Source organism: Sporolactobacillus laevolacticus DSM 442, from assembly GCF_000497245.1.
GTDB lineage: Bacteria > Bacillota > Bacilli > Bacillales > Sporolactobacillaceae > Sporolactobacillus > Sporolactobacillus laevolacticus.
The window spans coordinates 112008-132400 of record NZ_AWTC01000001.1 but is presented as its reverse complement, the minus strand read 5'-3'; the positions used below and the strand labels follow the sequence as shown (position 1 = coordinate 132400).

At 40.5% G+C, this 20393-nt stretch carries 21 protein-coding genes, 5 tRNA genes and 1 pseudogene; 17 read left to right on the top strand and 10 right to left on the bottom strand.

Annotated features, from left to right (window positions below; all coding sequences use genetic code 11):
* Window positions 1-180 precede the first annotated feature (180 nt).
* The 10 genes and pseudogenes from P343_RS20050 to P343_RS20010 all read left to right on the top strand — a co-directional run bounded on the left by P343_RS20050 (window position 181) and on the right by P343_RS20010 (window position 7475).
* Window positions 181-825, top strand: coding sequence for an NfeD family protein (locus tag P343_RS20050; RefSeq protein WP_023508467.1), 645 nt, complete (start codon window positions 181-183; stop codon window positions 823-825).
* A gap of 173 nt (window positions 826-998) precedes the next feature.
* A tRNA-Asn gene (locus P343_RS20045) sits at window positions 999-1073 on the top strand.
* Window position 1074: 1 nt separating this feature from the next.
* Window positions 1075-1148, top strand: a tRNA-Met gene (locus tag P343_RS20040).
* A gap of 26 nt (window positions 1149-1174) precedes the next feature.
* Window positions 1175-1247: transfer RNA gene (locus P343_RS20035), tRNA-His, on the top strand.
* 3 nt (window positions 1248-1250) lie between these two features.
* Window positions 1251-1327: transfer RNA gene (locus tag P343_RS20030), tRNA-Ile, on the top strand.
* An 8-nt stretch (window positions 1328-1335) separates the two neighbouring features.
* Window positions 1336-1425 (top strand) — tRNA-Ser (locus tag P343_RS20025).
* Window positions 1426-1591: 166 nt separating this feature from the next.
* Window positions 1592-1651: pseudogene (locus tag P343_RS37710) on the top strand (Fe-Mn family superoxide dismutase); the annotation flags it as partial.
* 357 nt (window positions 1652-2008) lie between these two features.
* A complete protein-coding gene (locus P343_RS20020; RefSeq protein WP_023508466.1) occupies window positions 2009-4075 on the top strand; it encodes a peptidoglycan D,D-transpeptidase FtsI family protein in 2067 nt (688 codons plus the stop codon).
* Between the two features lie 430 nt (window positions 4076-4505).
* A complete protein-coding gene (locus P343_RS20015; RefSeq protein ID WP_023508465.1) occupies window positions 4506-6578 on the top strand; it encodes a peptidoglycan D,D-transpeptidase FtsI family protein in 2073 nt (690 codons plus the stop codon).
* 372 nt (window positions 6579-6950) lie between these two features.
* The gene (locus P343_RS20010) at window positions 6951-7475 is read left to right on the top strand and encodes a hypothetical protein (RefSeq protein ID WP_023508464.1); all 525 of its coding nucleotides are present in this window, start codon (window positions 6951-6953) and stop codon (window positions 7473-7475) included.
* 170 nt (window positions 7476-7645) lie between these two features.
* On the opposite strand, the gene P343_RS20005 is transcribed toward P343_RS20010, so the two are convergent.
* Both P343_RS20005 and P343_RS20000 read right to left on the bottom strand, forming a co-directional pair.
* Window positions 7646-8176, bottom strand: a complete 531-nt coding sequence (locus P343_RS20005; protein WP_031263500.1) for a hypothetical protein — start codon at window positions 8174-8176, stop codon at window positions 7646-7648.
* A gap of 5 nt (window positions 8177-8181) precedes the next feature.
* Window positions 8182-8388, bottom strand: coding sequence for a hypothetical protein (locus P343_RS20000; RefSeq protein ID WP_023508462.1), 207 nt, complete (start codon window positions 8386-8388; stop codon window positions 8182-8184).
* A gap of 280 nt (window positions 8389-8668) precedes the next feature.
* Here P343_RS20000 and rpmG point away from each other — a divergent pair, with 280 nt between their 5' ends.
* Together rpmG and P343_RS19990 are read left to right on the top strand one after the other, a co-directional pair.
* Window positions 8669-8818: a 50S ribosomal protein L33 gene (gene rpmG / locus P343_RS19995; RefSeq protein WP_023508461.1), complete on the top strand. Its 150-nt coding sequence runs from the start codon at window positions 8669-8671 to the stop codon at window positions 8816-8818.
* A 154-nt stretch (window positions 8819-8972) separates the two neighbouring features.
* Window positions 8973-9554 (top strand): 5-formyltetrahydrofolate cyclo-ligase, encoded by a 582-nt coding sequence (locus P343_RS19990; protein ID WP_023508460.1) that lies wholly within the window; start codon window positions 8973-8975, stop codon window positions 9552-9554.
* 264 nt (window positions 9555-9818) lie between these two features.
* Here the strand turns inward: P343_RS19990 and P343_RS19985 are convergent, their stop codons facing one another.
* On the bottom strand, window positions 9819-10670 hold the full coding sequence (locus P343_RS19985) for a hypothetical protein (protein WP_023508459.1): 852 nt from the start codon (window positions 10668-10670) through the stop codon (window positions 9819-9821).
* A gap of 190 nt (window positions 10671-10860) precedes the next feature.
* On the opposite strand from P343_RS19985, the gene P343_RS19980 reads away from it, so the two are divergent.
* The 3 genes from P343_RS19980 to P343_RS19970 all read left to right on the top strand — a co-directional run bounded on the left by P343_RS19980 (window position 10861) and on the right by P343_RS19970 (window position 13311).
* Window positions 10861-11838 (top strand): ROK family glucokinase, encoded by a 978-nt coding sequence (locus tag P343_RS19980; RefSeq protein ID WP_023508458.1) that lies wholly within the window; start codon window positions 10861-10863, stop codon window positions 11836-11838.
* Between the two features lie 46 nt (window positions 11839-11884).
* Window positions 11885-12517 (top strand): MBL fold metallo-hydrolase, encoded by a 633-nt coding sequence (locus P343_RS19975; protein WP_023508457.1) that lies wholly within the window; start codon window positions 11885-11887, stop codon window positions 12515-12517.
* Window positions 12518-12585: 68 nt separating this feature from the next.
* Complete coding sequence (locus P343_RS19970; protein WP_023508456.1) at window positions 12586-13311, top strand: class I SAM-dependent methyltransferase; 726 nt, start codon at window positions 12586-12588, stop codon at window positions 13309-13311.
* 31 nt (window positions 13312-13342) lie between these two features.
* Here P343_RS19970 and P343_RS19965 read toward each other — a convergent pair whose 3' ends face one another.
* The 6 genes from P343_RS19965 to comGC all read right to left on the bottom strand — a co-directional run bounded on the left by P343_RS19965 (window position 13343) and on the right by comGC (window position 15527).
* Window positions 13343-13546: a YqzE family protein gene (locus tag P343_RS19965; RefSeq protein ID WP_023508455.1), complete on the bottom strand. Its 204-nt coding sequence runs from the start codon at window positions 13544-13546 to the stop codon at window positions 13343-13345.
* Window positions 13547-13641: 95 nt separating this feature from the next.
* Window positions 13642-14031, bottom strand: a complete 390-nt coding sequence (gene comGG, locus P343_RS0118370) for a competence type IV pilus minor pilin ComGG (RefSeq protein ID WP_023508454.1) — start codon at window positions 14029-14031, stop codon at window positions 13642-13644.
* Complete coding sequence (gene comGF / locus P343_RS19960) at window positions 14012-14464, bottom strand: competence type IV pilus minor pilin ComGF (protein ID WP_023508453.1); 453 nt, start codon at window positions 14462-14464, stop codon at window positions 14012-14014. The genes comGG and comGF overlap by 20 nt, the downstream gene beginning before the upstream one ends.
* Window positions 14461-14790: a type II secretion system protein gene (locus P343_RS19955; RefSeq protein WP_023508452.1), complete on the bottom strand. Its 330-nt coding sequence runs from the start codon at window positions 14788-14790 to the stop codon at window positions 14461-14463. Before P343_RS19955 ends, comGF begins: the two co-directional genes overlap by 4 nt.
* Complete coding sequence (comGD, locus tag P343_RS19950; RefSeq protein ID WP_168371014.1) at window positions 14771-15232, bottom strand: competence type IV pilus minor pilin ComGD; 462 nt, start codon at window positions 15230-15232, stop codon at window positions 14771-14773. The genes P343_RS19955 and comGD overlap by 20 nt, the downstream gene beginning before the upstream one ends.
* Window positions 15198-15527 carry a competence type IV pilus major pilin ComGC gene (gene comGC, locus P343_RS19945; protein WP_023508450.1) on the bottom strand — a complete coding sequence of 110 codons (330 nt, stop codon included), beginning with the start codon at window positions 15525-15527 and terminating at the stop codon, window positions 15198-15200. The genes comGD and comGC overlap by 35 nt, the downstream gene beginning before the upstream one ends.
* An 809-nt stretch (window positions 15528-16336) precedes the next feature.
* Between comGC and P343_RS19940 the strand changes: the two genes are divergently transcribed.
* A complete protein-coding gene (locus P343_RS19940) occupies window positions 16337-17356 on the top strand; it encodes a DUF3231 family protein (protein WP_023508449.1) in 1020 nt (339 codons plus the stop codon).
* A 352-nt stretch (window positions 17357-17708) separates the two neighbouring features.
* Here the strand turns inward: P343_RS19940 and P343_RS19935 are convergent, their stop codons facing one another.
* A complete protein-coding gene (locus tag P343_RS19935; RefSeq protein ID WP_031263494.1) occupies window positions 17709-18569 on the bottom strand; it encodes an aldo/keto reductase in 861 nt (286 codons plus the stop codon).
* A 480-nt stretch (window positions 18570-19049) separates the two neighbouring features.
* On the opposite strand from P343_RS19935, the gene P343_RS19930 reads away from it, so the two are divergent.
* The gene (locus tag P343_RS19930) at window positions 19050-20300 is read left to right on the top strand and encodes a L,D-transpeptidase family protein (RefSeq protein WP_031263493.1); all 1251 of its coding nucleotides are present in this window, start codon (window positions 19050-19052) and stop codon (window positions 20298-20300) included.
* Window positions 20301-20393: the final 93 nt, after the last annotated feature.

Sequence of the window (20393 nt, the reverse complement as noted above, 5' to 3'; positions counted from 1 at the left end):
TATCCGAATAATATGCTTATTTTTTGAAAAAAGTTGGGCGATTTTTCAAAGAAACTTTCCCTGGTGCACGGTGTATGGTTTAATTAATAGTGAGAAATTTTATGTGTCTCAGATGCAGGAAAGATCATATTTTTATTATAGAGAAAGAAAAGATTTGCTCATATATAGAGGAGGAACGACATGGGACTACTATCGTATCCTGCAGGTGGATTTATTATTATTTTACTCGCGTCTTGTTTTTTGTTTGCAGAACTGCTTGTAAAAGCGAAGGGACTGCTTGCTCTGACAGGAAGTGGGCTATTCATCTATTACTTTTTGCATTTTCTTACCGAACAAGCGTCACCATGGATTTTCTTGCTGCTTATTGGAGGCTTGCTTTTGATCATTGTTGACGGCAAGTTATTTACGACCGGAGTTATCGGCGTGTTCGGCTTTATTCTTATGGTTCTCGGCTGCGCCTTGCCAACACCGTCATTGCTCTATGGGATGTTGGTTGGAATCGCGTTTGTGATCGGATCTTGCTCTTCGTTATTCTTTAGGAAGCTATTGCCTGATCGTGACTACCTTGACAAACTCATGCTCAATGACCGGCTTTCTAGTGAAAAGGGCTATAACTCCATGAATAGTGACTATCATGGTTTGATCGGGAAAGAAGGAAAAACAATGACACCGTTTCATCCGGTCGGAACAGTGAAGATTGAAGGAAAAAACTACAGCGCGATTACCGATGGTGTTTTTTTGGATAAAGATATCTCAGTTAAGGTTATATCTGTGGATGGCACTCGAATCTTCATTGACCAGCTCAATGATGGTGTTGGTGTTTAACGTATTAAAGAATGATTTGTAAAGAAATAATAGAGAAATGTAAAAAAAAGTATTGTTATTTACAACCAGTTATGGTATATTATTTCTTGTCGTTGGGACAGGCATTGAAGCTTAGAAATTTAAGTTGACAGGCTTTAGCGCTTATGTTAAATTAATTCATGTTCTGAATTTGTTCCACAGTAGCTCAGTGGTAGAGCAATCGGCTGTTAACCGATCGGTCGTAGGTTCGAACCCTACCTGTGGAGCCATGGCGGTGTAGCTCAGCTGGCTAGAGCGTACGGTTCATACCCGTGAGGTCGAGGGTTCGATCCCCCCCGCCGCTATTTTTTTCTTTACATCACTACCCATGGCGGTTATGGTGAAGTGGTTAACACACCGGATTGTGGTTCCGGCATGCGTGGGTTCGATCCCCATTAACCGCCCGTGGACCCTTAGCTCAATTGGTTAGAGCTGACGGCTCATAACCGTCCGGTTGTAGGTTCGAGTCCTACAGGGTCCACCACTTAGTATGGAGGAATACCCAAGTTTGGCTGAAGGGATCGGTCTTGAAAACCGACAGGGGCTTCACGGCTCGCGGGGGTTCGAATCCCTCTTCCTCCGTTGGTATACATAATGTAATACCTCAATGCAAGCACTCGGAAATCGCTCTCAGATAGCATTTCCGGGTGTTTTATTTTGTTTGGATATTTATCTGTATCTGACAGATTTTTATAGGCACATGCACTTTGACCCTCTAGCTATGATGACAACAACAAATTAGGATTCGCCGCTTTTTGCCGGGAAAAAACCACTGCTTGGTCTGGACGTCTGGGAACATGCGTATTGACCCGAATATATCGCCGCTTTTTTTAAAATTATTGATTGGAAGGAAATCAATCAGCGATTTATTACAACCACATAATAGTCCGATTAAGATTTTGACAGAATAACAGTGCAAACGTAAAATAAATAATAGGCTTGACATCATGGGGACGCCAATCGCTGGCGTCCTTTTGTGATGAATAGAAATAACCGTTTATATAGGAATATAACGATGATTTACGCAAAATATGAAAACTCTTGCAAATCACCGTATATAAATCCGTGCGTGCACACGAATATATGTACTTAGCTAAAAAATGTTCGGATGAAGCGATACGGTATTGCGCTGAACACAAGGCTATTCAGCCTAGGAGGGGAAAAAGTGGCTCAAGAAACGGTGAAAAATAAGGGAACAAAGCATAACTTGCCAATGAGATTGAATATTCTATTCCTTATTGTTTTCATGGCATTTGCAGGCTTGATTGTGAGGTTGGGCTACGTCCAAATAGTCAATGGCGAGCATTATAAAAATGCCGTGAATGCCAACAAGTCTCAATCGGCGCGAATCGATTCGGCAAGGGGCAGGATTTTCGACACAAATGGTGTAACCCTTGCAGATAATAAAGCGGAACTTGCAATTGTCTATATTCGGAATGCCGGGATCAGCGCTTCAAAGAGTATTAAGATTGCTCAGAAACTGGCCCAATACATTACTTTGGACAATAAAGCCATCAAGCTGATATCGACCAGAGATAAGAAAGAATATTACATTCTCACAAAATTCAAGAACATGCAGGACGCTTATGATAAATATTTGTCTGCATCAGAGCAAAAGAACAATGCCAAAACACCGAACAAGGCATATAAATTACTTCTCTCCCGAGTCCCTAATTCAGTACTGAATGGTTATTCGGCAAAAGATGTTCAGGTCATGGCAATCCAGCATGAATTTAATCAAGCATCAAATCTGAGTCCATACATTATCAAGCGTGGCTTGCATGTCGACGATAAAGAATACATCAATGTTGTCGATAACCTCAGTGATTTTAATGGCGCCATTCAAACGGCAGATGTTTCTTCGCGTACCTATATTAAGAACAAGCCTTTTTATGTTGGGAAAATGGGTCCGATTCCGGAAGATAAAATTAACGGCTATTTAGCACAAGGATATAGCAGAAATACAGAGGTCGGGATCAGCTATATTGAGGACCAATATGAGTCTTACTTGCGCGGTGTACCCATGACACTGACTTACGAAACGAAAAAGGGGATGCCGGTGGGCAACCCAACAATTAAGTCAGGGACACGTGGAGATGATTTGCAGCTGACCATTGATATTCGGCTGCAAAAGAAGCTCGACCAGGTGTTGGAACAGAATATCTTGTCCGCACGATCGATGGCGGGAAATGGACAGAATAACAGTGCCTATGCCGTGATGATGAATCCGAAAACCGGTGCAATCCTTGCCATTGGCGGGAAAAAATATGTTAATGGAAAGTTTGTTGATGTCGCAAGCGATGCTATAACGTCGCAATTTGAAATGGGATCCGCAGTCAAAGGAGCTACGGAATTAGTTGGCTTTCAGCACAATGCGGTTCCTTCGCAATTTCACGATATGCCAATCAATTATCGAGGTTCCAAAAAATATTTCAAATCATGGGAAGTGAGCGGACTTGGGACATTGACCCCTGAAACTGCTTTGCAGTTTTCTTCCAACGTTTTCATGGCAAAGATCGTTTCTAATATGTCAGGAATTATTTTAGCTCCTTCCGGTGGAAAATATATAGCGAGAACTCCTTTCGTTACGAGTCCGAAATTCATTAAAGCGATTAATGATTTGCGAAACGGGTACAGCCAGTTCGGACTTGGTGTGAAGACTGGAATTGATCTCCCGACAGAAGGAAGCGGATATAATGGCGGTATGCCTAAGGATCCCGGTGTTATTCACCAATATGCCATCGGCCAGTTTGACACGTACACCCCGCTAGAGATGGTGCAGTATATTTCAACAATCGCGAATGGCGGATACCGAATGCAACCTCATCTTCTGGAATCGGTTCATGCGCCGGGAAACGACTCGAACAATCTTGGCGCTAACGTGTATACGTATTCACCACAGGTGTTAAATACGATAGCGAATAATAAGCACGATTTGGCACGCGTGCAGCATGGACTATATCTTGTTACCCATGGCGCACGCGGTACTGGAAGTGTCTTCTATTCACAAGGTCAGAAATATAAAGTGGCTGCGAAAACAGGTACTGCGCAGATTAATCAAAAAGATTTGAGCTTGTACAACGAAACTTTGGTATCATATGCACCATATGACAATCCTCAAGTAGCCATTTCTGTTGTTGTACCAAGCGTACGAACAGGTCATCAAAACCAGCAAATTGCTCTAGAAATGTATAAGGAATATGATCGGTTGTATCACTATACCAGTAATTAAAATGATTTTGATTGTAAAAAGGATAACTTCTGATAAGTTACAGGGGTTATCCTTTTTTAATGACTTAGTTCATTAATCTACTGTTTCCGTGAGATAGTAAAGGATTAAACAGGATTGGTTTAGTTTATAAACACGGGATCAAAAAACGAAGCTATCTAAATGTCGATTTTTCAACGTTTAGATAGTATTCTTAACTTAGAAAGTCCTTGAAATATAGTCATTTCTAATTTCTAATTTTGTGAGCGGATACCCTTTTTGAAAACGTCGTTTAGTGAAATACAGCAATATTCAACCAGAATATAAAAACACTTGCAAGTCATTGTATATAAATCTGTGTATGTACATTAATACATGTACTTAGTCACAAAAAGTACATAAAGTGTTACAGTTTGTGCTGAACGCAAGGCTTTACTGTCTAGGGGGGATAAAAGTGACACAAAAAACGGTAAAAAATAAGGGAACAAAGCATAACCTGTCTATGAGACTAAATATTCTATTTCTTTCTGTTTTCATAGCATTTGCAGGTTTGATTGTCAGGCTTGGCCATGTCCAAATTGTCGATGGCGAGCATTATAGAAATGCCGTTAATGCCAATAAGTCTCAATCGGCGCGAATCGATTCGGCACGCGGAAAAATTTTTGACACGAATGGTGTGACACTTGCCGATAATAAAGCAGAACTTGCGATTGTCTATATTCGGAATGCTGGGATCAGCGCCTCAAAGAGTGTTAAGATTGCTCAGAAACTGGCCCAATACATCACATTAGATAACAAAGCCATTAAGCGTGTATCGAACAGGGACAAGAAAGAATATTATATCCTCACAAAATTCAAGAAACTGAGCGGTGCTTATGACAAATATTTGTCGGCTTCGGAACAAAGAAAATATGCCAAATCACCGAACAAGGCGTATAAGGTGCTTCTTTCCCGTATCCCTGATTCGGTGTTAACTGGGTATTCAGCAAATGATGTTCAAGTCATGGCGATTCAACATGAATTAAATCAGGCATCTAACCTGAGTCCGTACATCATCAAGCGCGGCTTAAATGTCCATGATAAGGAATACATCAATGTTGTCGACCACCTCAATGATTTTGATGGCACCATTCAAACGGCAAATGTGTCTTCACGTACTTATATTAAGAACAAGCCTTTTTATGTGGGAAAAATGGGTCCGATTCCGGAAGACAAGATTAACGGCTATTTAGCACAAGGCTACAGCAGAAATACTGAAGTTGGAATAAGCTATGTTGAGGATCAATATGAGTCATACTTGCGCGGTGTTCCGATGACGCTAACTTACGAAACGAATAAAGGTTTACCGGTGGGCAACCCGACGATTAAATCCGGAACACGCGGAGACGATTTGCAGCTGACCATTGATATCCGGCTACAAAAGAAGCTCGACCAGGTGTTAGAACAGAATATCTTATCCGCACGATCGATGGCGGGAAACGGACAAAATAATAGTGCCTACGCTGTAATGATGAATCCGAAAACCGGGGCAATCTTAGCCATTGGCGGGAAAAAATATGTTAATGGAAAGTTTGTCGATGTCGCAAGCGACGCTATAACGTCACAATTTGAAATGGGATCTGCGGTCAAGGGAGCAACAGAGTTAATAGGATTTCAGCATCATGCAGTGCCGGAACATTTTTATGACATGACCATTGACTATCCAGGAGGATTAGGAAGTTTTTCGTCTTGGGAGCCAGGAGGATTAGGCGCACAGACACCTGAGACTGCCTTGCAATTTTCATCAAACGTTTTTATGGCATCGATCGTATCCAAAATGGCTGGTATATCATTGTTGCCAGCGGGAGGTCATTATAGCGCGAAATTTCCGACTGTTAATGATCCACGATTTATACGAGCATTTAATAATCTTAGAAATGGTTATAGCCAATTTGGCATGGGAGTTAAAACAGGAATTGATTTGCCAACAGAAGGTACAGGTTTCAATGGTGGAATGCCTGACAATCCTGGACTTATTCACCAGTTTGCCATTGGACAGTTTGATACCTATACACCATTAGAGATGGTTCAATATATTTCAACAATCGCCAATGGTGGGTATAGAATACAGCCCCATCTTCTAGAATCGGTTCATGCACCTGGAAGTGATTCAAACACACTCGGTAAAATGGTATACTCACTCGAGCCAAAAGTGCTGAATACGATACCTAATAACAAGCATGATTTGGCACGTGTGCAACATGGTTTATATCTTGTTACCCATGGCGCACGAGGAACCGGAGGTGTTTTTTATTCACAAGGTCAAAAATATAAAGTAGCTGCAAAAACTGGTACAGCGCAGATTGATCGACATAATCTAAACCTTTATAATGAAACCCTGGTTTCCTATGCACCCTATGATAATCCTCAAGTAGCAATCTCTGTCGTTGTCCCAAGGGTCGAAATCGGACATCAAAACCAACAAATCGCTCTTGAAATGTATAAGGAGTATGACCGATTGTATCACTATACAAGCCCAGGAAATTAAAACAAGTAATTAGAGGATTGTGTTGGTCTTTTTGTGGATTGTATTGAGTTCTCTCTAATGTTGCTGAAAGTAATTTTTTTATATGATGTTAACAGAAAAATTCAAACAAAACCTGATTCCATACGGATCGGGTTTTGTTTTTAGATGCGTTAAGAATGTATGACAACTTATAGGACAATGTTCGCTACAAGATAGCGTAAATAACTATTTTTGTGTTGATTTGTTTTTAAGTATAATAAAGTAGACTTATTTAGATAATGCACAGGCTAATCGATCATGCATTAGTGATGGTTCTAATAACTATTTTCATAGCGTCAAGATTGAATTCTATTCATGAAGCTTACAAGGATTTCAAATAAGAGGAGCCGAAGTATGATTAACTTTTGGAAAACTCACAGATCTTGGCGATACTTGATCATAATTATTTTTATTATCGTCTGTTTTATTGTATTTCCATTGTTCCTATCTGTTTTTTGTACAATCGATTATTCAAGTTATTTTTCTCTTCTTTTTCAAGGGAATTTATTATTTTGTGTATTTCTTTTTATACTGATCAAAAAATATTTAATAAGAGACATAGATAACGCCCCAAAAGATTCTTGGATCGATCATGCAGGCAGGTTAATTGGTGTAATTGCTATAATTGTTTTATATCTCTATTTTGATGGCCCTCGAATTTTGGATGTCCCAAATGCATTATCAAATAAAACTAAATTAATAACAGGAACTATTTATGAAGTCGATAACGGTAGATCCGGAACACAATATTTCTATTTAGAGGATGAATATTATGAATATGATTATGCTAAGTATGGGTTGAAGGATGGTGACCATGTGTCGATGATTATATTGCCGCATAGTCATTTTGTAGTGACACTTAAAAAAATCAGGAGTTAAAGGTGCTTGTAAAAATTGTTCCAAATTAAATTCAAAGTACTTCGAGTAAATGAATTTTGGTTTTGAAAATTGCTCGTTTTGTATTAACAAGATTAAATTTATGCCAGTGTACATGCAAAAAAACCAAGTTGAATTGTTAGGTCAACTTGGCTTTTCTACCTTTTATTTAATTAATTGCTGTGGTTTTTTGTAATCACTTGAGCAAGCTTCTGAATGGACATATCGCTGGACACTTTGTATGATCCGAGCTGAACATATTTTTCAAGCTTATTTTTGTGGAGATACTGGTCGAAATTGAGCTTCTGATTCGATTTGAGAATCTTCGCACTGACCAGTTCGCTAGAAATGTCTCCCGGTGTCATGCCGCTCTTAATATGCAGATTATAGGTTGTTGTTTTGCTCGTTTTTGCCGGTGATTTGTCTTTACTGTTAGTGTTTGTTTGATCTTTGCTCTTACTTGCCTTATCAGTTGCCTTTTGTGTATCGCTCAGCCATTGGTTATAGGCGTCGAGATCAATGGCTTTACGGTGATGGCTGGCAAGATATTGAGTGACGGTCGCTTCCGTCAACGGCGTTTGCTTGACTACATTTTTAGCCGGTTTCTGTTCTCCTTGATTGAAGATCAAATAGTAAAAGAAAGCAAAGACGGCGCATGTCAGCAATATGCCTGCGGCGAAACCGCGAATTTCATTTTTTGTCACTGCATTCACCCTTTAGAATGATCCTGGTCCCCGAGCATAATTTCCTCTTCGAGCACACGAATTTTTTTCTTGACCTTGTACAGTTCCTGCATCATTGTGATTGAATTTTCCTCCAGCTGGCCCTCCACTTGCTTAATGCTGTCTTGTTTGTAATAGGATACAGCCAGTGCAGTCAATCCAATGATCATGAGTATCAAGATGACAAACCCCAATTCATTACCCCCCTCACGATTGTCTGAGGTTCATGTGTATTAACGCTCACATGACAATCACCATAGTTATTTATAACATATCTCAAATAGTTACGGAAGAATAAGGGTGAAAAAGAAAGAAGATTGTAAAATAAATAGAAAAAAATGGGGAAAATGAGAAAGTAGTCCACTTCCTTATATGAAATAAGTTATTGTAGAGGTTGAAGCATTTCTTTTTTTTTGTTAAGATAAAGTGTATGTTTTTGGACACGATGATAATAAGTGCAATGGAGGGATAAATATGCGAGTTAAGGTTATTTTGGAAAATACGGAAACCGGTGATCGCGATTACATCACAACGAAAAACAAACAAAAGAACCCTGAACGTCTTGAGCTGAAAAAGTACAGCCCAAAACTGAGAAGGTATGCGACTTACCGCGAAACAAAGTAAGCAGGCTTGAATAAAAAGCCGCGAAAGACCTCTGACGGGTTTTTTGCGGCTTTTTGTCATGCAGGTCCGTTTTCGTTCCGGACTTATGCCGGCTGCTTATTCGCGTGACTACTCTGAATTTCTCAGTCATCAGGTTTTCAATATGGAGGATAGAATGAACTTACAAAAGCAGAAAATACGCAACCAGATACTCCATGATATGGAAAAAATTGATGAGTATGTTTTTACCGAAAAATGCAAGAAGGTCAGGAACCATTTGTTTGCTTCCGAAATGTGGAAAAACGCCGAATTCGTTGGGGTTACACTATCCGTCGGCAGAGAAGTGGAAACCATGGCCATTATTACGAAGGCGTGGACAGAAATGAAACGGGTTGCTGTGCCAAAATGTCATCCATCTGATCGAACGCTCAGTTTCTATGAACTGGAATCGTTTAGTCAGCTTGAATCCGGATTTTACGGCCTGATGGAGCCGAATACAGATAAGACACAGCTGATTGGAACAGACGCGCTGGACTTGCTCATTGTTCCAGGCGTCGTTTTTGATCATCAAGGTTATCGTATCGGTTATGGAGGCGGTTACTACGACCGTCTTTTGCCACATTATTCAGGCATCACGGTGTCACTGCTCCTTGAAAGCCAATTTATCGCGGGCATTCCTGTAGAGGATCATGATCAGCGAGTGAAATGGCTAATCACAGAAGAGGGCAGGTATCGCGCGCAAGAAATTAGCGAATGAAAGCAGCTCGATTAAGCCACACTAAACCCAAATTAGAAAGTCCGGGGGTGTTTTATTGTGGTGAGAAGAACGGAAATCCTTGCAACCGTGTTGTTGGCACTGACAGCGGTGTTTATAATACGCAGGCGCCGTACGCTTTTTGAATTATTGGTACTGATCATAGGACATTGCTGCTTGTTTGGATGGATGAAAAAAGACGAATCTGTCCGATAGTGAAAAAGAATGCCGGCATAAATTATCGTCGGTCAACGTTCTGCTCTGAATTTATGAGAAATTTTGTCTAAGCAAAACAATTTGTTGCCCTGCAGTTTCAATAACAATCAACATATGATCGGGCGCAATCAATAAAAGAGGCATGCTGCTGCCAAGCGCCGGCTCTCCTTGTTCAGGCGTAAGCTGGATGCCTTTTACATAAGTTTTATAAATACCTTCCCAGAGCTGCCCGGTGATGCGCTCTGCTTTTTTCTCTCCAAATGGAAAGATGCGTTGAAATGACTCTGCCGTCAACTCGTCAAGCGGAACGACACGATAGTCGGTTAACTGAAATCCATATTTTTCGGATGCTTTACGGAGCAGCGCTGATCGTTCAGCTTCAGTTTTTTGTGCATAATGACTGATCTGTTTTACCTGTTCAGAGGTTGCTGGTTCTCGAAATGCGCTGTAAGAACCATTTTTTGGCGTGACAATGAGAAAGTCCTGTGACAGTATTTCTTTGCCATAGATAGATTGACCAATATGTAATTCGGCTTGATGAACAGTCAGACCTACATAATATCCGGATGACAAAGGCATTTCCTTTGTTGCAGTCAGTTCACTAACATTTTTCTGCCAATGATTGATGATAGAAACGAGACGGTTGTTTCGAAACAATAAAGAAAAATCTTGCATCAAGTCGTTTTTTTCAACGGTTTGAGAGGACACTGACCATCTCAGTAATTTGTCTTGCGGCATAGCACTTAGCTTGGTTTCAGCAGCAGTATAGTGCAACCGTGCATGCTCTGGAAAATAAGTGATACTCGGCTGTACCTGTAAGAAGAACGGCAATATTAGCAGCACGAAAATAGCCGCTCCTGCAGCGATCAGGCTTTGAAACAGGACATTTCTATTTAGTCGCATAGACAGAAAACCTCCGGACAAGTCGATATAGTTCACTTTATTCGTACAAGCCGTCATTCATGCCTCAGCCTTGGGTCATTTATAGGCATATGGAATGGTTTCATAATGTTAACGATTTATTCATTGGCAAATTGCGCTTTTTAGGCGAAAATAGAACTATGATTTTATTTCGATTGGCGGGTGTATGGTAATGATTAATATAGGTGTGGATTTAGGCGGAACAACAATAAAAATGGCGTTAATTGATGATGATGGAAAGATGATCGACAAATGGGCAATCGCGACGAACACCATTGATAATGGAAAACATATCGCAGCAGATATCAGTGCCAGTGTGCTTAAGAAGATGAAACAATTCAATTTGGAACGTTCGACCGTAAGAGGTGTAGGGGTAGGTGCTCCCGGATTTATTAACATGGACACCGGATTTATCTATCAAGCAGTTAATATAGGATGGAAGGATTATGCGCTGAAAGATGAATTGGAAAAATCAATCGGCCTGCCTGTAGTGATTGATAATGATGCAAATATGGCGGCACTTGGCGAGATGTGGCTTGGCGCGGGTCTTGGCGCAAAGAATTTGATTTGTGTCACACTCGGAACAGGTGTAGGCGGGGGAATCATCTGTGATGGAGAGATCCTCCATGGAGTTAGTGGGATGGCTGGAGAAATCGGTCATATTACAGTGTTGCCAAGTGATGGAGCTCCATGTAATTGCGGCAAGACAGGCTGCCTCGAAACAGTTTCTTCGGCAACCGGTATTCGCAGACTTGCTTTGGATGCATTAGATTATAATGATTCAGAAAGTATTCTTCGCGATATCTTTGAGAGCAAAGGCGATATCACTGCAGAAGATGTGTTCAATTGTGCAGCGCAGAATGACCCGCTCTCTTCAACAGTTGCCGAGAAAGCAGCGTTCTATCTTGGCTTCGCGCTTGGCGCTCTTGCTGTAACAATTAATCCGGAAAAAATTGTTATCGGTGGCGGGGTCTCCCATGCAGGCGAGACATTGCTTACTCCTCTAACAAAATATTTTAAGCGTTTTTCGTTACCACGTGTCTTTGATGCTTGTTCCATTGATATTGCAAAATTAGGTAATGATGCTGGGGTAATCGGCGGGGCATGGCTCTCTAAGACGAAGCTCCAACAGGCACATACAACTGCGTAAATCTATGAATCTCATGTGATTGGTCGCTCTAGAAAAGGGGGATTTGATGAGCTGGATGGTTTGTCCGGTTGGCCCTATACAAGCCAATTGTTATGTAATAAAAGATAAAAATTCTAATCAGTCGCTTATCATTGACCCCGGAGAAGAATTTGAAAAAATAGAAGCGATTGTCGCGCGTGAACAGCTAGAACCCATAGCCATTCTCTTGACACACGCTCATTTTGATCACATTGGCGCTTTGGATCAGGCACGGGATGCATGGCGTATTCCTGTCTGCTTGCATCAGGATGAGGCCGATTGGCTCGATGATCCGAAAAAAAACGGCTCGTCATTTTTTTCGATGATCCAACCCGTTTGTGCCAGAAAAGCGGAAGTGTTGCTGAGTGGCGGACAACGATTATCTATTGGTTCTTTTGCATGCAAAGTCCTGCACACGCCAGGTCATTCACCTGGAGGTGTGTCTTTCTACTTTGAACAATTGAAAACTGTTTTTTGTGGGGACGCCTTATTCCGAGGAAGCATCGGCCGTTCAGATCAATTTGGAGGGAACCACGAGCAATTACTATCGAGCATTGAACAACAATTGCTTACGCTCCCTGAAGATACGGTCGCATGCCCGGGACATGGACCTTCGACAACGATTGTCAAAGAGGCAGAATCGAATCCTTTTCTGATTTAAATACCACTGCACGTTCAAGTGCCTTTATCATAGGATAGGTTGATAAAGAGCGAAGGAGCGTGCGGGGTGTGAACAAACACCGATATATTGATTTTCTCGCTAAATTGGCAGTTGATAATGCGCATCCTGGTGGTCATCAACTTACGAAGGCGATTATTGAACGATTGCCGATTAAGAAAGGCTGCGGTGTATTGGATGTAGGGTGTGGTACTGGTGCTACAGCGGTCTTTTTATCCGAACAATTGGAAGCAGACGTCACTGGAATCGATCTGCATCCGCGTATGGTGGAACGGGCAAAGGAACGTGTGAAAGCATGCGACAAGCCCGTTAAGATCATTCAGGCATCTGCCGAGCAGCTACCCTTTCAGACAGACACATTTGATTGCCTGCTTTCGGAGTCAGTAACAGCGTTTACAGATGTTGAACGCTCCGTTCCTGAATATTTCCGAGTCCTGAGACCAGGCGGACATTTGATGGCAATCGAAATGACGATCGAACATCCGATTGATGAGAGGGATCAACAGCTGATTCAATCGGTATATGGTGTGAATGGCTTAAATACTGAAGAAAATTGGCTGGAAATTTGGAAACGTGCGGGTTTCGCTCAAGTCACTGTATTACCTGTAAGTCAGTTCAGAAATGTCACAGGTGACGCATTGCCAACCTATAACTTCACAAGCGAGATTGATGAGGAAACGCTCGAAGTCTGGCTAGAGCACATGCATATGATGCAGACGTATAAAAACATTTTGTCTTACCGAATTTTTCACGCAATGAAAACAAACGCGGATTAAATAACCCGGCTGCGCTCTTCGCGTTGCCGGGTTATTTCTTATGCTTGTGAAGACGCTCGGTAATTCTGGACGCATAGCTTTCGATAGCATCAGGAATTTGGCCGAAAAGCTGATTACGAAATGGCGGACGAGCTGCTTTTTGTTCCATTCGAACCTTTTTTCGCTCCGCACGAGGGGTTTCCATATAACGGACAAACTGTTCTGTAAGAAAGCGAACATATTCATCGGATTTCAATTGGGAGATCTCCTTTGAATTTTTATAATAGTTTGCCCGTTTTTTCTCATTTTGATGCATTAAAGAAGATTTATTGACAAAATAGGGTATTCAGATCAGGGATCTATTCGCTCGAGCCAATTTATAGGCTCTCCGCTTTCCATTGAATAAGTCATTTGGTCGGTTTCTTTACTCTGATTGTCTGACAGTGTAAATTTAACCTTCAACAGCCCTCCGCTTTCTGTGGCAGAAAAAGTAACTGTTCCTTTGTGATAGACAAATGTTCCTTGACTAGGCAATGTCTTCTCTCTTATATTCTGTTCAAGGTCATTCAGCACACATTCACGGAGCTGCTGAAGTTGAAACTGAGCATGGACTTGGCGGAAAAATTGCCGATCGCTATATAACAACAGCAGAGCATGAAAAACAAAGGCGAGGAGGAGTAAAGACAGTATCATGGTTAACGGAAGGATGAATCCACGTTGGCTATGGAGAGGGCTTCGCATTTACATTCTCCTTCACATAGAGACGGTCGTCCCAATAATAAGAATGGTTGGCTTCATCGATCACTTGAATGGAGACGTATGTTCCATCGGATTGGAAAAATGCATTTTTGACATGTTGAAGAACAATTTCATAACCTTGTCCACTAACCTGGCGAATGACGCGTCCAGGACTAACACTTTTATAAGTTATTGTTTCTGTTCCTTTTTTGAGGATAAGGCTGCGATGATCTGAGGAACTGCTGACTGTTTGTGACAGGTGTAATTCAGTTGCTGTCTGGACAAAAAAGATACGTGTCTCTTTTTGCGTATCTAAGCGTGACTCAAAGCGGTTGGTCATGAATTGTGTTACAGCCACCATCAGGCCAACAATAATTAACAAAATAGAGAGGGCAATCATCATGGAGAGTAAGGTAAAACCATTTTGGTTTCTCATTTTTTCGCTTCACCCGTCAGGTAATGGGTTCTCCCGGCATAGTTCCAATAGACGCGTAGATATGCTGAGTGGTCGGTTTGTTCGATCCACTCCAGCTGAAAGACCGTAGCAGGCTCAGCTTTAGAAAGGATGTCCCCATCAGTCTTCCATAATAATAATTGATGTCGGAGATAGGTGAGTGCTTCATTTTTCTGTTTTAAAATTTGTCGTTCACGATATGTTTGCATCAAAATAGGGAAGACAATACCAATAACAATTGTGAGTATGCAGATTGAGACAACAGCTTCTGTTAGAAATATGCCGCGTTCATCCTGAAACTTTCTCAATATAAACCCTCCCTTGTCCAAGCAGCATCACCAATTTGTAACGAATGCTCCCCATTGAGATTGTGAAGGTGCCCGATTGAGAAAAATGGCCAAGCCGATTAATCGTAATTGTGGTTTCGCCAACGCTGTTATAAATCATGATTCTGCGATTCATATCCGACTTTTCAATTTCATTGCTGCGTGAAACATAATAATAGTGGTCCTGATTGTTGAAAACGATATGAACAAGCTGAGATTGGGTGATCGCTTCGATCTGTGCATCTTGAATCATGTCTTCAATATCTTCGGTGAAGTGTCTTAGTGTGATTTCATCAGACCAATGAGAGAAGGTGAGAAAAGTGAGGGGACCAATGATACAGGCGATTGAAAGAACAATAAGCATTTCAAGCAGCGTGAATCCTGCCTGATTACGGAGCACTAACGGTTCCTGTTGCCGTATCATAATCAAGCTCCGTGCCATTGGATGTGGTAATGCTATTGACATAATTTCCAGTAAGAAGATCATCTAAAGTCGCCGGCAAGCTGCCGTCATGGTCCATCTGATAAGCAGCAACCTGGCTTTGTACCAACTTAACGGTTGCTTCTGTACTTTTATCTGTGACAACAGCATTGGACTTTGTCATATTTGGCACGGCAATCAACAATAAAATGGAAATAATTAACAAAACGATCATCATTTCAATTAGGGTAAATCCGCGTTCTGAGGTAAGAATCAATTTGCGAAGTGTTTTCAACATTCGAGGAACTCCTTTGGTGTGGGATAAAAAACGACTAGAAGATAAGCTTTACTGGAAGATAAATCGAGCAGATAGAAAAGTAAATCAGATAAATGAAGAAAAGCCTGAAAGATGAAGCGATGAGAAAGAGGAAAATGATATTGAAGGAAAAACGACAGGTAACATTCGCCTCCTTAAACCGTGATCAGATGGTAGAAGAGAACCATGGTTAATGAATTCGACAGCATCGAGTCTGATCCTTTTTTATTTGACAAAAATTTGTGACAAAACCCAAAACAGATTACAAAATCTGAGACAAACTTATTGGGCTTAGATCGTATTTACACAAGAGTTTTGACTTGATCCATACCTCTGTTTATTTCGGTAAAGATTGGAACGGTGCCTTTTTAATGAGTGACAATGAAATGATAAAGTAATGAATATCCTTATAATCGAAGTATGAGAAATATTAACATAGAGCAGCCGAAAGCATGCGGGTATAAGAATAATAATTACAATTAAGGAGATTTTCGGATAAAATTTCCTGACACTTCTTGTCTGCGGTACTCGGTTATCCTCCAAAACATCCAAACGTTTGATATAAACGGCAATACGTTAACAGGCAAGTAAATCTATTCTGCACCGTGATATTACTGTTACCATTATCCAGTAGGTTCGAAATAAATTACGTCTTAATTAGTTGCGTATCTTTCTATTTGTGCGGCAGATATTTCCGTAGTCATTGTACATAATTTGGAAGACGTATGGATGAAGAAAATGTTCATAATACTAAATGAAGCTTAACAACAAATGGAGGAAAATACGCGCTTATGGAGAACATGAAGCATGAAACGGAACACAGCATACGCCTAACGTCACCAGAGATGGCAAGCCTTTGGACTTCGTACCAAAGTGATACAATGGCAATTTGTGTACTTAAGTATATGTTGGAAGAGGTTGAGGATAGTCAAATAAAAACAGTTTTTGAATACGCCTTAGAATTGGCCAACACTCATATCCAAACAATTACAGGAATCTTTAAAGAAGAAAATTTCCCTATTCCTGCCGGATTTACGGATGAAGATGTAGACCTAACAGCACCACGTTTATTTTCTGATACCTATTGGTTAAAGTACCTTCATGTAATGACAATTCACGGTCTTACTGGATATGCTGTTGCTTTAACGACTGCGACACGTTCAGATATTCGTGATTATTACACTGAATGTAATCGTTCATCAACCGAATTGTACAATAAGACCATAGAAGCGCTTTTATCAAAAGGGATTTTCCAAAGACCTCCATATATTTCAACTCCAGATAAGGTTGAGTTTGTTAAGAAACAATCCTTTTTAAACGGTTGGTTTGGTGATCGCAGACCTTTAAATTCTGTAGAAATCAGTAATATTTTCTTCAATTTAAATAAAGATACCGTTAACAGAGCATTACAAATTGGCTTCAGTCAAGTGGCAAAATCTAATGAAATTCGTGATTTTATGTTAAGAGGTGCAGATATCACTTTTAAACATATTGAGGTTTTCAGTTCAATCTTGCACGAGAATGACCTACCTTCCGCTCTGCGTCTGGAATCGGAAATAACTAATTGTATTGTTCCACCATTTTCAGACAAGTTGATGATGTATCATACACAAATTTTAGTTGCTGCAGCAATAGCCTTTTTTGGTGCTGGAATGGCAGCATGTATGAGAAGGGATTTAGCAGTACAATATCAACGAATTATTACAGAAACTCAACTATACGCAGAGGATGGAGTAAATATTTTAATCAAAAATGGATGGATGGAGCAAGTTCCACAAGCAGATGACCGGAAAGCGTTAGCATACATTTAATTACGTTAAAGAAAAGTTAGGAATTGAATGGAAAATGGTGACCGCAAAGTTGAAATATTGCTATGGAGTATTGCCTTACCAGGTTTTGGGTCAAATACTGAACGGAAATTTTTGAAAGCTCTATTATTTGGCGGACTAGAACTTTTGGTGAATGTCCAATCTAAATTCAATACAGTAATAAAATATAATTACCACTGGGATATTATTGAAGCGATAAACCAAACCAACTTTCAAGGGCTGATGTTCTACCCTTGTTTGTATAAAAGTGTTCGTAAAACAATTGTGTTAACAAATGAAAAACCGGCCGAATGGCGCCTTTACCAGTTCAGCCGGTTTGAATCGTGTTTTTTTGTTAAAATTCTTCGTAGCGTGCTGGATCCTGATCGAAAGTTCGTCCACCTGGATGGCTCAGCTTGCCAATCGTCTGCATCTCTTCATCACTTAGTGAGAAATCAAATAATGAAAGATTCTCAAGTTGACGTTTCGGTGAAGATGATTTTGGCAGCGGCAACGCGCCAAGCTGAACATGCCAGCGCAGGATAATCTGAGGGATCGACTTCTGATGCGCATCAGCGATTTTTTTGATGGCTGCATCTTGTAACAGTTTATTGGCACGTCCAAGCGGGCTCCATGATTCGGTCACGATGCCATGCTCTTTGTCAAATGCCCGCTGCTCATCCTGTGAGAAATAAGGATGGAGCTCAACCTGATTGATGCTAGGCGTCACACCGGTTTCTGAGATCAAGCGCTCCAAATGCTCCGGTAAGAAGTTGCAGACGCCTATAGAACGTATTAAGCCCCATTTTTGTGCATCAATCAAAGCCTGCCAGGCTTCAACGTATAAATCCTTGCTTGGATTTGGCCAATGAATCAGATAAAGGTCATAATAATCCAAGCCCGAACGGAACAGCGATTCTTGAATTGTTGCTAAAGCCTCATCATATTTATGATGTCTTCCGGGCAGCTTTGACGTCACAATTAATTGTTCACGCGGTACTGAGCTGCGCCGGATGGCCTCACCAAGTGCTCCTTCATTTTCATAATTAAAGGCTGAATCTAGTAAGCGATAACCTGTGTCAATAGCGCCGACAATCGTGTTTACTCCTGAAGCTCCGTTTAGCTTGTATGTACCAAACCCTACAGCTGGAAGTTTTATCCCGTCGTTCAGCGTGATTTCTGGAATAGATGTCACTGAATTCTCCTCCTCCTTCATCCCCATTAGTTTAGCATTCCAAAATAGGTGCGTCTAACAATGCGCTTAGCTGATTCTGTCAGCTTTTTTACTCCTTCTCTGCTCATTTTTACAATGATAAAGCGCACAAAAATCAAGAGTATTATTTTGTGATCCGATCCATATGATCCATTATCTTCTCGAAAAAGAGATTGATTGGAGGATGGAACGAAATATATTTTCATAAGATGAAAAAAATTATGAATCATTGCGTTTAGGGTTGTTAATCGTGGTCAATTCATTTATTTTATATTTAACTATTAATATTTGAAACATCTTTGTAATATTAATTGTATAATAGTAAAACCATTAAGTCTGAGGTGAATCATCATTCGTAAGGTATACGTGATCGTTATAAGCAGTGTCATTCTTATAGCAGCATTAATTATTGCTATTATGAGTTATTTTCAGGCGACCCGGTTTAATGCACATGTGAGCATAAATGGCATACAGGTCGGCAGATTGACAACAGAACAAGCGCTAAAAAAATTAAAAGAACAGACGTTAAAAAATGACGTGTATATTGGGAAAGAGCAAATCTTCGATGGGAAGAACACAAAAGCGAAATTCTCAAAACAAGATCTGCCCGAAGTGAACCAATTATTCAAGAAGCAGTGGACGTGGTTTCCTTCTTTGCAATCAAAAAACTATGCACTAATGCCAAAAGAGTTGGATCAATATCGGGCAAAAATACTTAAGAAAGACGTATTGAAACGAATAAATGCATTGAACAAGAATTTGAAAGCACCAAAAGATGCCTATGCCTATTTGGATAAAGGCCAGATCAAGGTCTCTAAAAGCGAGAATGGGCAAAAGTATGATACGGGCGAATTAATACAGGATTATGATCGCCAAGAATACAATAGTGAAATTCATTTAAAAGCGATACGCTTATTACCGATTAAATCAAACAGCCAAACCGTGGAAAAGGAAAAGAACATCCTGAAGGAACTTGTTACACGGACAGTCGACTATAAGGTTCAAAACAAGACTTATTCTTTGAAAGCGAGCGAGCTCCTTAAAAATGCAGCAGTGTCAAAATCTATGAAAGTGGACATTGATATGGGCGATCTTAAGAACAAGATAGCCGATATTAATCGCAATCAGTCTACTTTAAATAAAAAGTACACCTTTAAGACGCATTCAGGATCAATCATTTCTGTCCAGGGCCAATCCTATGGATGGGCACTTAATGTCAGCAAAGAAACCAAACGTATTCGGGATGCATTTGAGAAAGGAAAAGCTTCACTAAAAGCTTATAATGTCTATGGAATCGGCTACAGCACATATGGAATTGGCTACCATAATACGACAAACCATGGTATAGGCAACACATATGCTGAAGTGTCGATTAAGGAACAGCGAATCTGGATTTATAAAAACGGACAGTTGAAGGCAACAACAAATGTCGTGACCGGAAGGCATAATACAAATGAAGATACTCCAGTAGGATTATGGTACATTATGTATAAGCAGTCTCCATCAACACTTGAAGGCAGTGAAGCGGGCAATCCTCATTATTCAGTTAAGGTCAATTATTGGGCACCGTTTACGAATAGCGGTTGCGGATTTCATGATGCGAGTTGGCGTCGGAACTGGAAGAGCGACGCGTACCTGACGCAAGGATCAGGAGGTTGTGTGAACACGCCTCCAGCTGTGATGAAAACCGTCTATGACAATCTTGAACAAAACGAACCGGTAATCATTTATTAAAAAAAAAACAAACAGGATTTAAAGCGTTCATCTGAATTATTTGATGGACGCTTTTTTTAGTATAATAAGAGACACTATCAAAAATTTTTTTCA

Coding starts and splice junctions, on each gene's coding strand:
- comGG (WP_023508454.1), bottom strand. CDS start 14,031: ATGCGAAGCCCTCTCCATAGCCAACGTGGATTCATCCTTCCGTTAACC.
- P343_RS19935 (WP_031263494.1), bottom strand. CDS start 18,569: ATGAAGGAGGAGGAGAATTCAGTGACATCTATTCCAGAAATCACGCTG.
- comGD (WP_168371014.1), bottom strand. CDS start 15,232: ATGATACGGCAACAGGAACCGTTAGTGCTCCGTAATCAGGCAGGATTC.
- P343_RS20050 (WP_023508467.1), top strand. CDS start 181: ATGGGACTACTATCGTATCCTGCAGGTGGATTTATTATTATTTTACTC.
- P343_RS19975 (WP_023508457.1), top strand. CDS start 11,885: ATGAGCTGGATGGTTTGTCCGGTTGGCCCTATACAAGCCAATTGTTAT.
- P343_RS19990 (WP_023508460.1), top strand. CDS start 8,973: ATGAACTTACAAAAGCAGAAAATACGCAACCAGATACTCCATGATATG.
- comGC (WP_023508450.1), bottom strand. CDS start 15,527: ATGTTGAAAACACTTCGCAAATTGATTCTTACCTCAGAACGCGGATTT.
- P343_RS20010 (WP_023508464.1), top strand. CDS start 6,951: ATGATTAACTTTTGGAAAACTCACAGATCTTGGCGATACTTGATCATA.
- comGF (WP_023508453.1), bottom strand. CDS start 14,464: ATGAGAAACCAAAATGGTTTTACCTTACTCTCCATGATGATTGCCCTC.
- rpmG (WP_023508461.1), top strand. CDS start 8,669: ATGCGAGTTAAGGTTATTTTGGAAAATACGGAAACCGGTGATCGCGAT.
- P343_RS19940 (WP_023508449.1), top strand. CDS start 16,337: ATGGAGAACATGAAGCATGAAACGGAACACAGCATACGCCTAACGTCA.
- P343_RS19985 (WP_023508459.1), bottom strand. CDS start 10,670: ATGCGACTAAATAGAAATGTCCTGTTTCAAAGCCTGATCGCTGCAGGA.
- P343_RS19980 (WP_023508458.1), top strand. CDS start 10,861: ATGATTAATATAGGTGTGGATTTAGGCGGAACAACAATAAAAATGGCG.